Origin of the sequence: Bacillus lumedeiriae (assembly GCF_044891285.1) — a bacterium.
GTDB lineage: Bacteria > Bacillota > Bacilli > Bacillales > Domibacillaceae > Pseudobacillus > Pseudobacillus lumedeiriae.
Genome location: NZ_JAUIYO010000013.1, coordinates 61,349 through 73,328, shown reverse-complemented (window position 1 = coordinate 73,328; position 11,980 = coordinate 61,349). Strand labels below are relative to the sequence as shown.

The 11,980-nt window shown below is 41.1% G+C and carries 11 protein-coding genes and 1 pseudogene; all 12 read left to right on the top strand.

Annotation, left to right across the window (positions count from 1 at the left end; genetic code table 11):
- Positions 1-224 (top strand): annotated as a pseudogene (locus tag QYG89_RS13700) (urocanate hydratase); the annotation flags it as partial.
- Positions 224-1,531: an imidazolonepropionase gene (gene hutI, locus QYG89_RS13695; protein ID WP_404318243.1), complete on the top strand. Its 1,308-nt coding sequence runs from the start codon at positions 224-226 to the stop codon at positions 1,529-1,531. The pseudogene QYG89_RS13700 and the gene hutI, both read left to right, overlap by 1 nt.
- A gap of 312 nt (positions 1,532-1,843) precedes the next feature.
- Entirely contained in the window at positions 1,844-3,103 is a 1,260-nt protein-coding gene (locus QYG89_RS13690) for a Glu/Leu/Phe/Val family dehydrogenase (protein ID WP_404318251.1), read from the top strand.
- A gap of 58 nt (positions 3,104-3,161) precedes the next feature.
- Positions 3,162-3,314 (top strand): hypothetical protein, encoded by a 153-nt coding sequence (locus QYG89_RS13685; RefSeq protein WP_404318242.1) that lies wholly within the window; start codon positions 3,162-3,164, stop codon positions 3,312-3,314.
- 484 nt (positions 3,315-3,798) lie between these two features.
- Positions 3,799-3,972 (top strand): hypothetical protein, encoded by a 174-nt coding sequence (locus QYG89_RS13680; RefSeq protein ID WP_404318240.1) that lies wholly within the window; start codon positions 3,799-3,801, stop codon positions 3,970-3,972.
- A gap of 271 nt (positions 3,973-4,243) precedes the next feature.
- The gene (gene hisC / locus QYG89_RS13675) at positions 4,244-5,356 is read left to right on the top strand and encodes a histidinol-phosphate transaminase (RefSeq protein ID WP_404318238.1); all 1,113 of its coding nucleotides are present in this window, start codon (positions 4,244-4,246) and stop codon (positions 5,354-5,356) included.
- 17 nt (positions 5,357-5,373) lie between these two features.
- Entirely contained in the window at positions 5,374-6,363 is a 990-nt protein-coding gene (locus QYG89_RS13670) for a C-terminal binding protein (RefSeq protein WP_404318237.1), read from the top strand.
- Between the two features lie 133 nt (positions 6,364-6,496).
- A complete protein-coding gene (gene hutH, locus QYG89_RS13665; RefSeq protein WP_404318235.1) occupies positions 6,497-8,029 on the top strand; it encodes a histidine ammonia-lyase in 1,533 nt (510 codons plus the stop codon).
- 246 nt (positions 8,030-8,275) lie between these two features.
- Positions 8,276-8,443: a hypothetical protein gene (locus QYG89_RS13660; RefSeq protein ID WP_404318233.1), complete on the top strand. Its 168-nt coding sequence runs from the start codon at positions 8,276-8,278 to the stop codon at positions 8,441-8,443.
- Between the two features lie 242 nt (positions 8,444-8,685).
- Positions 8,686-8,931: a hypothetical protein gene (locus tag QYG89_RS13655; RefSeq protein ID WP_404318231.1), complete on the top strand. Its 246-nt coding sequence runs from the start codon at positions 8,686-8,688 to the stop codon at positions 8,929-8,931.
- Between the two features lie 335 nt (positions 8,932-9,266).
- Positions 9,267-9,938 (top strand): hypothetical protein, encoded by a 672-nt coding sequence (locus QYG89_RS13650; protein ID WP_404318230.1) that lies wholly within the window; start codon positions 9,267-9,269, stop codon positions 9,936-9,938.
- A 380-nt stretch (positions 9,939-10,318) separates the two neighbouring features.
- Complete coding sequence (locus QYG89_RS13645) at positions 10,319-11,971, top strand: helix-turn-helix domain-containing protein (RefSeq protein WP_404318228.1); 1,653 nt, start codon at positions 10,319-10,321, stop codon at positions 11,969-11,971.
- Positions 11,972-11,980: the final 9 nt, after the last annotated feature.

Genomic DNA, 11,980 nt, shown 5'->3' with positions numbered 1-11,980 from the left:
CTCTTCACCATGGCGGCGGCGTAGGAATGGGTTACTCCCAGCACTCAGGCGTGGTCATCGTGGCAGACGGAACGAAAGAAGCAGAAGCACGCATCGAGCGCGTATTAACAACAGACCCAGGCATGGGGGTTGTCCGTCACGCAGATGCTGGTTATGATCTTGCGAAGAAAACAGCACGTGAAAAAGGCATCAACATGCCAATGCTTGAAAGAGAGGGACAATAATGACAAAACCAATCTGGATCAAACATGCGGCACAGCTCGCTACACTGGCATCAGACGTTAAAGGAGCACGATCCAAAGAGGCGATGTCAGAGCTTGGGCTGATTGAAGACGGAAGCCTATGGATTGAAGATGGTATTATCCAAGCGGTCGGTACAACGGAAGAAATCGAAAAGCTCTATGGCGACAAAGTGAAAGAAGCAGAAGTCGTAGATGCGGCTGGCCACTTAGTGACACCAGGACTGGTAGATCCTCATACGCATGTTGTATTTGGCGGAAGCCGTGCACGTGAATTTGAAATGCGCCTGGAAGGTGCAACATATATGGACATTATGAACGCGGGTGGAGGCATTCATGCGACTACCCGCATGACACGTGAGGCAAGCGAAGAGGAATTGATCGAACAAACGATTCGACGCCTGGATTCCTTTTTCACTCATGGTGTGACGACGATCGAAGGAAAAAGCGGCTACGGCATGAACATGGAAACGGAGCTGAAGCAGCTGCGTGTCATGAAGAAGCTAAAAGAGAAACACTTGATGGACATCGTGCCGACATTCATGGGTGCCCACGCGGTTCCGACGGATTACAAAGGACGCGAGGATGAATTCGTTGATCATTTAATCAATGACATGCTTCCAGTTGTCGCAGAAGAAAAACTGGCAGAGTTCAACGATGTGTTCTGTGAAAAAGATGTGTTTACACCTGAACAATCGGAGCGGGTGTTAGAAGCAGGGAAAAAGCACGGATTAATCCCTAAAATTCACGCGGATGAAATTGCGCCATACGGCGGGGCAGAACTCGCTGCGAAAGTAGGAGCGGTTTCAGCTGAGCATTTATTGAAAGCGTCAGATGAAGGCATTGAAGCGATGGCGAAAGCAGGCACGATTGCTTGTCTTCTTCCAGCAACGGCTCTTTACTTGCGCGAAGAAGCAGCGAAAGGAAGACAAATGATTGATGCGGGCGTTCCTGTAGCCATCTCTACAGACTGTAACCCAGGATCATCGCCAACAACTTCTATGCCGCTCGTCATGAACTTAGCTTGTATCTCCATGAGAATGACGCCGGCAGAAGCATTAACAGCTGCCACATACAATGCGGCTTGTGCCATTAACCGTGAACAGCAAGTCGGTTCATTAGAAGTCGGCAAACAAGCGGACGTTGTGTTATGGAATGTGAAGACGTATCAAGAACTGCAATACTTATTTGGCGTGAACCACGTCAATTCTGTATGGAAAAAAGGCATCCAAGTAGTAGCATCAGATGAGTTAGCGGCGGCAAACGCCGGAATGGTCTTAGAACGTTCTTGAGGTTAAAGTATAAATAAAGTTTTATCTATTCGTAGTTATAAAGAGGCTGACTCAAAACTATAGTGTCAGACCCTACAACCATATATTGTGTATTCGAATGATTGACATCCGCTATAGACAGTATATTAGGAGTAGGGTCAGACCTGTTTGAGTCAACCTCTTCATTATTTTTTAGAATAGTATAGCTATTTCTGATTTATCTCTTTAGTGCGTTGATTGTGTACGCCGATGAAGCAAGGGATAAAGGAAATACATTAAAAACAGTAAGAGGTGTAAAAATTGATAGCAGCAGTTTCGGAGAAAGAGGAACAGATTTTAGATAAAAAGAGGAGCGAAAAGGCAGAGTTGTTACACTCTACCCAGCTCGTCATTAAAGAAGCACTCCACAAGCTCGGGTATAACGAGGATATGTATGAACTATTAAAGGAACCCATCAGAAATTTGACTGTGCGTATTCCAGTTCGAATGGATGATGGTTCTGTTCAAGTATTTACTGGTTTTCGTTCGCAGCATAACGATGCCGTTGGTCCAACAAAAGGAGGAGTTCGTTTCCACCCTGAAGTGACGGACGAAGAAGTAAAAGCACTTGCTATTTGGATGAGTTTAAAGTGCGGCATTGCTGATCTTCCTTACGGCGGAGGAAAAGGAGGCGTCATCTGCGATCCGAGAACGATGTCTGCAGGAGAAATAGAGAGACTAAGCCGCGGATATGTGCGCGCTATCAGTCAAATTGTGGGCCCGACAAAAGATATTCCGGCACCTGATGTATATACGGATGCTCAGATCATGGCGTGGATGGTGGATGAATACAGCTGTATTCGGGAATTCGATTCTCCTGGATTTATTACGGGAAAACCGATCGTTCTCGGGGGATCTAAAGGGCGCGAAACGGCAACTGCGCGCGGTGTGACGATTTGTATTGAAGAGGCAGTAAAGAAGCGAGGAAGAGAACTGAAAGGCGCTCGAATCATTATTCAAGGGTTTGGAAATGCAGGGAGCTTCCTAGCTAAATTTGTTCACGAAGCAGGAGCGAAAGTCATTGGTATTTCAGATGCTTACGGGGCCCTTTATAATCCTGAAGGACTTGATATCAACTATTTACTAGAACGAAGAGACAGTTTTGGAACGGTAACTAATTTGTTTACAGATGTCATAACGAACCAAGAACTGCTTGAAAAAGAGTGTGATATTCTCGTGCCGGCAGCGATTGCTAATCAAATTACGAAAGAAAATGCGGACCGTATTCAAGCGTCTATCGTAGTAGAAGCGGCCAACGGACCTACGACTCTTGAAGCGACAAAAATCTTGCATGAAAAAGGGGTTCTGCTCGTACCAGATATACTTGCAAGTGCCGGCGGTGTGACCGTTTCCTATTTTGAATGGGTGCAAAATAACCAGGGGTACTATTGGTCAGAAGAAGAAGTAGCAGAGAAATTACAAACAGCCATGGTCGATTCATTCGAAAAGATATATCAAATAGCTCAGACGCGTCAAGTAGATATGCGTTTAGCAGCTTATATGGCAGGCATAAGAAAAACAGCCGAGGCTTCACGATACCGAGGCTGGGCGTGAGGTCAAAATAGTGTACAAAAAGGCTAAAAAAGAACCTGTGGATTGGAGGAGACTGTCTATGTGGGTCATTACCGTTCATTCTAAAAGTAACGTGAAATTATTTGAGTATGATACTGAACAAGAAGCCAGAGGGGCATTTGAGAAAATGGCAGGGTATAAAATACTTACTGAAGTAGTGTATTTTAATGATCTTTGTTTAGTAGAGGCGTAATCGAGTCATTTACAAGCGGCTGAGTCACTGCTTTTTTTAAAGACAGGAAAAAGAATGACTAATCATTCATTTTTATTAAACAGTCTTAACAATCGGCGAATAACTGATTGTTAAGACTGTTTTTTTGTTAAAAAATAGGCCTTGTTAATGACTAGTGTTGGTTTTCCCGCTTTGTTGATGGGGCAGAAGGAGCAATAGCGGCGAGGAGGCTCCCGGACCGCCCGCGGAAAGCGAGTGCCTGCAGCGGAAATCAACCGGTAAGTTTAACGCAGCCAAGAAGTAAAAGTGTTTAATGATTCAAGTAGTTGATGCTCTGTTCAATGGTTCAATTTTTGTTGTATTGTGGACGTTTTTACTCTGTCAATCAAAACACCTTTTTTTTTTGAAAGGATGGTGTATAAATAGTTTAAGTGAAGGGAATAGTCCGAAGATCTCTTAAACTTCTCTGAAACTACAATTTTTACAACATAGGAGGTAAGGTTTGATGCTTCTATCAGAAATTGTGTTCATTAAAGAAAATATAAGTAAACATGAGGAAGAAATGCATGATCTAGCAAAAATCAAAGGCTCACGCCATCCAGAAGTGTTAAAAGCAAGAAAACAACTGGATGATGAAATAATTATGTTTCGAAAAAAAATTTTGAAGCAAATTTCTTAAATGCAAACGCTTACTACTAGGGGATACGGCGAATATCGAGGTAATATTCATTAAATTTATCAAATATTTTCAAATGATTGTTTAATTTTTTGTTATATTGTGAATATTTTTTACCTTGATAGTGAAAAACCTTAGTTTTTGCCGAAAAATCATGTATAACTAATTTAGAGATTCAAAGACAAGCTTTAAATAATCAATTAAAACAATTACTAACGCCCTTTAAACGGCATAGACCGTTGGTGTATTAAATGGACAGAATGGAGGATTTACAATGTCAGAAAGTTTATGGCGCAGCAGCGTAAAGGATCTAGATCCTTATATTCCAGGCCAAGCAGCTGAAGAAGCTAAGAAACAAGCAGAGTTAACAGACGTCATTCGTCTTGCTACGAATGAGAACCAGTTAGGTCCATCGCCAAAAGCGATTGAGGCAATGGTGAAAGCAATTCAAGAGGCACACTTTTATCCTGACCTAACGTGTTTGGAACTTCGCACTAAGCTAGGGGCATTGCACGGAATCGATCCTGAAAACTATGTTATCGCTAATGGAGCGGACAATATTATTAACTTAGTCATCGCTTCATATATCAATCCTGGCGATGAAGTAGTCTATTGTACGCCGACGTTCTCCGAATATCATAAAAACACGTTGCTTATGGGAGGAGTACCTGTCGAAATTCCAACGACAAAAGATCATAAATTTGATCTTGAGGCGATGCTTGAAGCGATCAATGAAAAGACAAAACTTGTCATCGTATGTAACCCTAACAACCCAACAGGAACGATTGTAGAAGAAGAAGAGCTGCGGGAATTCTTCAAACGTGTACCAAAACACGTTGTTGCGGTACTAGATGAAGCTTACGGTGAATTCATTAACCGTGAAAATTACGCAACGGGTGTAGAGTATATTAAAGAAGGGCTTCCTGTTATTACGATTCGAACGTTTTCAAAATTGTATGGATTAGCGGGTATGCGAGTAGGATATGCCATGGCAAGACCAGAACTAATCCAGCCATTACAACGAGTACGGGAACCATTTGCATGTAACCGTGTAGCTCATGCAGGTGCGCTAGGTGCTCTTGAAGACGTAGAACATAAAAACAAAACACTTAGTGATAACAAGCGTGAAATGGAGAAGTTAGTCAAAGAATTCCGTGCTTTCGGTTATGAAGTGGAAGAGTCACATACAAACTTCCTATTCGTTGACATGAAGCAAGAAACTGGAAGTATAGGGGCAGAATTAGCTTCTCAAGGCTTAATTATCCGTCCATGTGCGGCATGGGGACATCCTACACATGCACGTATCAGTATCGGAACAGCAGAGCAAAACGACAAGCTTTTGAAAGCGCTGCAAGAAATTAACGCTAAAGCACCGCATCACGCATAAAAAGGGAGGAACATAGAGTGAAGGATGGAAAACATTTAGTTTGGATTCTCGATGATGAATGGACAGATCATAGTATAGAAAAAGAAATCTATGCAGAGCATGGCTTTGAAGTGAAGGTTACACGCTCTGAGGCATTTCAAGAGGATTTCCCTCATTATGCTCCTTATGCGGATGCTGTCGTTGCTCAAGTAGGATTCCAATGTACAGAAGAGATCATTAATCAATTAGATTCATGCCAAATTATTTCTGCGTCGGCAGTAGGGTTTAACCATATTGATGTAGAAGCAGCAACACGCAAGGGTATCATTGTATCCCATGTGCCTGAATACTGTTCCGAAGAAGTTTCAGATCACGCTGTAACACATATACTCACATTAGCCCGCCGTTTTCCAGCTTATAACGCGCAAGTAAAACGCGGTGAATGGGACCCGATGGATACTCTGCCTATTAAGCGCTTCTGTAAAAATACAGTTGGACTTCTTGGTTTTGGACGAATTGCCCGCAAGACAGCTCAAAAACTGAATGGATTCGGCGTTCGCTTAATCGCTTGTGACCCTAACGTTTCTCAAGATGTTTTCCAAGAGTATTCAGTGGAAGCGGTGTCATTCGAAGAATTGCTTCGTCAATCTGATATTTTAACATTGCATGTGCCACTTAAAGAAGATACAAGAAACATCATCAGCTATGATGAACTGAAAAAGCTGCCTCAAGGTGCTTTTATCGTTAACACGAGCCGCGGCGGTGTGATTAATGAGGAAGACTTGTATCGTGCAATTAATGAAGGACATATCGGCGGCGCCGGTCTTGACGTTCTGTTGAACGAACCGCCGCATGCAGACGATCCTTTACTTAATTCAGATAAAGTGTATGTGACTCCTCACTCCGCTTACATCTCTGAAGAAGCGATTGTAGAGCTTAAAACAAAGACGAGTTTGAACGCGATCAATGGTGTGAAAGGCAACCCAGTACCTAACACATTAAATCCACAAGTATTAGCTAAAGCGTAAGAATAAAATGAAATTTCCCCCAGCGGGGGGTGATCCCCCGCTGATGGAACAGGGTTGACCGATTACACAGGTCTATACTCTCTTTTTCTTCATCTATAGATCTAGTGCACAATAATAAAAGGAGTGATTGTTTATGCTATTAAATAAAGAGAAAGTTCTAGTTGGCAGCAAGCCGTTAACGTTGGAGGATGTTGTACTTGTTGCGCGTAACAAACACGTTGTTGATATTGCTGAAGAGCAAAAAGAGAAAGTAAATCGCAGCAGAGAATATGTAGAAAAGCTATTAGCAGAAAAGAAAGTAGTTTACGGATTAACAACTGGATTTGGTAAATTCAGTGATACGTATATTCCAAACGAACAAGCAAAAGATCTTCAAGTGAACTTGATCCGCAGCCATGCTTGTGGAGTAGGCGAACCATTTTCTGAAGATGTCGTAAGAGCAATTATCTTATTGCGTGTGAATGCCCTTCTGTTCGGTCATTCCGGTATTCGTTTAAAAGTTGTAGAAACAATGGTTGAAATGTTAAATAAAGGTGTGACACCAGTCATTCCTCAACAAGGATCTTTGGGCGCGAGTGGCGATCTTGCTCCACTTTCTCACTTAGCTCTAGTGATCATGGGTGAAGGGGAAGCGTATTTCAACGGTGAAAAAATGGATGGCGGAAAAGCGATGAGCTTAGCTGGAGTTGCTCCTGTATCTCTAGAAGCCAAAGAAGGCTTGGCGCTTATTAACGGTACGCAAGTCATGACAGCTGTCGGCACGCTAGCTTGTTGGGATGCTTTAAACCTTGCTAACTGGGTAGACTTCACTTCTGCTTTAACGACTGAAGTTCTTCGTGGAGTAAGAGATGCATTTGATCCAGCAACACATAGAATTCGTCCGCATGCCGGCCAACAGTTAGTAGCTGAAAATATTGCGAAGCTTACAAAAGGCAGCAAGCTGATGACGAATCAAGCTGAAATCCGCGTGCAAGATGCGTATGCTCTACGCTGTGTGCCTCAAGTTCACGGTGCTTCAAGAGACGCACTTCAGCATATTCACGATAAAATAGAAATTGAAATCAACTCCGTAACGGACAATCCGCTGATCTTTGTGGAAGAAGACAAAGTTATCTCCGGCGGTAACTTCCATGGACAACCGATGGCACTTGTTATGGATTACCTATCCATTGCGGCTGCAGAATTGGCGAACATTTCTGAAAGACGAATTGAAAGACTTGTTAATCCACAGTTAAATGATCAGCTTCCTGCCTTCTTAACGCAAGCAGGCGGAATGAATTCTGGACTAATGATTGCACAGTATGCTGCAGCATCTCTTGTATCAGAAAACAAATCTCTAGCACATCCAGCAAGCGTAGATTCTATTCCAAGCTCAGCGAACCAGGAAGATCACGTAAGTATGGGAACAATCGGTGCGCGTAAAGCAGCAAAAATTGTTCAAAATGCTTACCAAGTGGCTGCTATTGAATTGTTTAGTGCTGCACGTGCGGCTGAGTACAAAGGTCCTGAGAATTTAGGCGAAGGTACAAAATGGGCATACTCTTTCTGCCGTAAACACGTTCCACACATTGAAGAAGATCATGTAATGTATAAATACTTTGCTCAGCTTGTAGAAGAAATGAAAGATGTTGAAGCTGCAAGAGAAGCGCGCGAGCAATTAGTATAAAAATTTATCTTTTTACAAAGGGCTGGGGATTCACGATAGTAAGTAAGCCATATGCCAAGAATGGGTACTTATTGTCGAAAACAAAGGGGTATATATAATTATAAATATTGAGAACATTACAATTAGAGACCGCGCTTGTGCAGCAGCTGTTTGGAACTGTTCTGAAACATCTACAACAACACATGACATCGTGATTGAAAACTGCGCAGCATCGGCTTAGACGATCTAGCCAGATGCTGCGAGCAAGTGAAAAAAGACGAAGAATTCCATGCTAGACTTGGCGGCATGATCGTTAAAAAATATGTAGTAACAGATGAGCGCCGTGCGAATGCAATCTGGGGTGCGCGCCGCCTTCGTGAAGAAATGCTTCACTACTACGATACAATTTACGCAGTTCCTTCTGAAACTGTTTAATAGAACTCATTCAACAAAAAGCTACCGCTCCCAATTTGTGACTGGTAGCTTTTTGCTGTCGTAAATGCTTGGCTTTTATACGTGAAATGATGTGTATAATATTTATACTTGCTAAAGTATCGGAAAATGACAACAAAAAAGTATGGTGTATGTCAAAAACGAGTACTTATCGTTGAAAAGAAAGCGCTATATAATTATAAATATTAAGAATACTTCTTTGACTAAACAAGGAGTTTATTATAATGACACAAGAAGAATTTTTCGTGATTGAAAACTGCCGCCGCATCGGCTTAGACGATCTAGCAAGATGCTATGAGCAAGTGAAAAAAGACGAAGCATTCCACGCTAGACTTGGCGATATGATCGTTAGAAAATATGTCGTAACAGATGAGCACCGTGCAAACGCAATCTGGGGTGCGCGCCGCCTTCGTGAAGAAATGCTTCACTACTATGATACAATTTATGCTCTTCCCGAAGAAACTGTTTAATAGAATCTCAAAATGAATGTACATATCAGGCTGTTGACAAACACTCGCTTTTTTCGCTGCTCGCCTGTCTGTGGTGCTCATGCTTTTTCTAGTCACTCCGCTCTTCGTCAGGTATTATGCCTTGAAAGACACTCGTTTTTAATCATCCTGACAGTGTACAACATAGGCTTTCTCTACCATCTGTGTGCAAATATTTATCTTTTGCACCACGAAGAAGATTGGTGACAAGAAAGTACACTATATATCAAGAATGGGTACTTATCATCTGAAAAAAGTAGATATATAATTGTAAATATTAAGAATACTTTTTCAGCTAAGCGAGGGGAGGTATTATAATGACACAAGAAGTGTTAACACAAGAAGAATTTTTAAGAGAATTCAATGACATTAAAGAAGAATTGAAAGCGTATGCAGAGAAAAAAGCATATGATTTCTGGACACGTGAAGACCTAACTCCTGATGAAGTATTCGTAGCGATCGAGCAGCGTGTATGGCTAGAAATCGCTTATGTATTCTTCTTGGGCAAACAAATCAACGACTATTGGAAAGAGTTTGACAGACCAACAGTTACATCTTTATGTAAACATATGTGGGAAGAAGCTCACCATTACGAAATCATTTGCCGTGTGCTTGAGAAGCATGGTTACACAGCGCCAACAACTCCTCCAGAAGCTCACATGGGCTGGGAAAACTTGCACTGGGAAGCTCTTCAAAGAGACCGTGCTTGTGCAGTAGCTGTTTGGAACTGTTCTGAAACATCTACAACAACAACACATGACATCGTGATTGAAAACTGCCGCCGCATCGGCTTAGACGATCTAGCAAGATGCTATGAGCAAGTGAAAAAAGACGAAGCATTCCACGCTAGACTTGGCGATATGATCGTTAGAAAATATGTCGTAACAGATGAGCACCGTGCAAACGCAATCTGGGGTGCGCGCCGCCTTCGTGAAGAAATGCTTCACTACTATGATACAATTTACGCAGTTCCTGAAGAAATTAGTTAATAGAACATGGAAATGAAGTCAAAAATAAAGAAAGAAGCTACCATTTCATCAGTGCGATTGGTAGCTTTTCTTCATTAATACCGTGACGAAAGAACATTAGTCATTTCTCATGTATAATAGGAAGAAACTAGTCTAAAGTATTGATTGGGGAAAGGTATAAAATGTATAATCTAAATATTCTAAATGTTAATTTTAACAGAAAATTAGCGAACGACACAATCATCATTTTCCAGTGAGTGCAGCACCGTTTATAGGTGTCAGAATCGATTCCGTTCAAACAGCTTAAAAAGTGTGTAAGGCAACAAGAAACGAAATGGATCATTTGCCTTACTAGATTGTAACCGAGAGGAAAGTTATCTTCATGAAAGGGTGTGACCACTGTGGGCAATCTTTTACTTCTGGCAACACATGATTTAGATATCATCAATCTTTTTCATCAAATAAACAATGATTTCAAATTTGGCTTTACGATAGAAATACGGGATAATAAGACTTTTTTAAAAGAGGATTTATCAGTAAATGAGAATATTGCAGCTGTCCTTCTAGATTTTGATGAGATGACGAAAGTGGCTCAAGATGTTGTTTGTGATCAATTAAAAAAGAAACATCTTGCTTTGCCTCTGATCGTGCTGAAAAGCGGTTACGATGATCATGAAATGAGGGCTCTATTTAAAAATGGAGTATTTGATTGTTTAAGTAAGCCATTAGAGAAGGAAGTCGTCTATCAGCTGCTGCAAGAATTGAAAAAGGAAGTGCGGCACTCCATCCAAATTAATCAACAAAAGAAGGATGATCCGCTGCAAATTATGTCTTCTTTACGGTTAAGTCTTATTTACAACTTGTTATATGGAAATATCCAAAATCCAAAGGATATTTGGGAGCAATGTCAGTTAGTCGGATTATCCGCTGTCCCTAATATAGCCGTGAATGTTCAGATAGATGAATTTTTTGCAGTTAATAAAAATAAGAGCAAACAATTGCAAGATTCCATTCGTAATGAAATTATTGCGATCGCCCGCCTATCCCTGAAGAAAGAGCTGGATGAGGTTCTGGCCATGGGAACAGGAGCAGATAAGTTTGCCATATTATTCTCACTGCCCTTTCAAAATAGTCAAGCAGAGTATAAAAAGCTGGCGAAGAGAATCGCTGAAGAAACGAAAGCATCGATTAAAGAAAGTACAGGTTACAGTGTAACGATAGGAATTGGAAACCACTGTGAAGATGTGAGGGACTTATACGTTTCTTACCAAGAAGCATTATATGCACAAAAATATAAATTTTTCGGCGGAAAGGATACGGTCATTCATATCGATGACGTAGAGCCATTCACTAATGAAGTCTATTTACTGCGAAACCAGGATGTTTCTACCTTGGCGAGTAAATTGATGGTGGCTGATATTGCAGCTGTAAAGGAGAACATGGCGAATTTATTTAATGAATTGTTTGCCAAACAAAAGGTCGATCCGGAAGTACTGAAATTGCAAATCTCAGAAATATCAACGGTACTTGCACGAGCAGCGGTTGATGGAGGAGCGAATTTGAAAGAAGTTCACTCGATTCTCCTAGAATACACAAAAGATTTAAATACAATTGAAAATTTAGCCGAAATGGAACAATGGCTTGAGAATATGATCTATCGCTTTACTGATCTCGTATTCAATAACAAAAACGAATATAGCTTGAAATCAGTCCAAAAGGCAATGGATTACATTGAGAAACATTATTTAGAGCATATCACTTTAGAAAAGGTGTCCAGCTATGTTCATTTAAGCCCTACTTATTTTAGCCGCCTTTTCAAAAGTGCCACAGGAACCAATTTCGTAGAGTATATTACTCATTTACGAATAGAAAAAGCAAAGACTTTATTGATGGATTTGAACTATACCGTTTACCAAATTGCTTTTGAAGTAGGCTATAGTAATTCCCACTATTTCAGCAGAGTCTTCAAAACGATCGTAGGGAAAACACCTAGCGAGTATCGCAACTCTATTTTAGCCCCTGCAGAAGGTTCATCAGAAAAAGCGTTAAATTAATTGAAATAT

Bases quoted from the DNA above. Each gene is read 5' to 3' on its own strand.
- hutI (WP_404318243.1), top strand. From the start codon at position 224: ATGACAAAACCAATCTGGATCAAACATGCGGCACAGCTCGCTACACTG.
- QYG89_RS13685 (WP_404318242.1), top strand. From the start codon at position 3,162: ATGTGGGTCATTACCGTTCATTCTAAAAGTAACGTGAAATTATTTGAG.
- QYG89_RS13680 (WP_404318240.1), top strand. From the start codon at position 3,799: ATGCTTCTATCAGAAATTGTGTTCATTAAAGAAAATATAAGTAAACAT.
- hisC (WP_404318238.1), top strand. From the start codon at position 4,244: ATGTCAGAAAGTTTATGGCGCAGCAGCGTAAAGGATCTAGATCCTTAT.
- hutH (WP_404318235.1), top strand. From the start codon at position 6,497: ATGCTATTAAATAAAGAGAAAGTTCTAGTTGGCAGCAAGCCGTTAACG.
- QYG89_RS13655 (WP_404318231.1), top strand. From the start codon at position 8,686: ATGACACAAGAAGAATTTTTCGTGATTGAAAACTGCCGCCGCATCGGC.
- QYG89_RS13650 (WP_404318230.1), top strand. From the start codon at position 9,267: ATGACACAAGAAGTGTTAACACAAGAAGAATTTTTAAGAGAATTCAAT.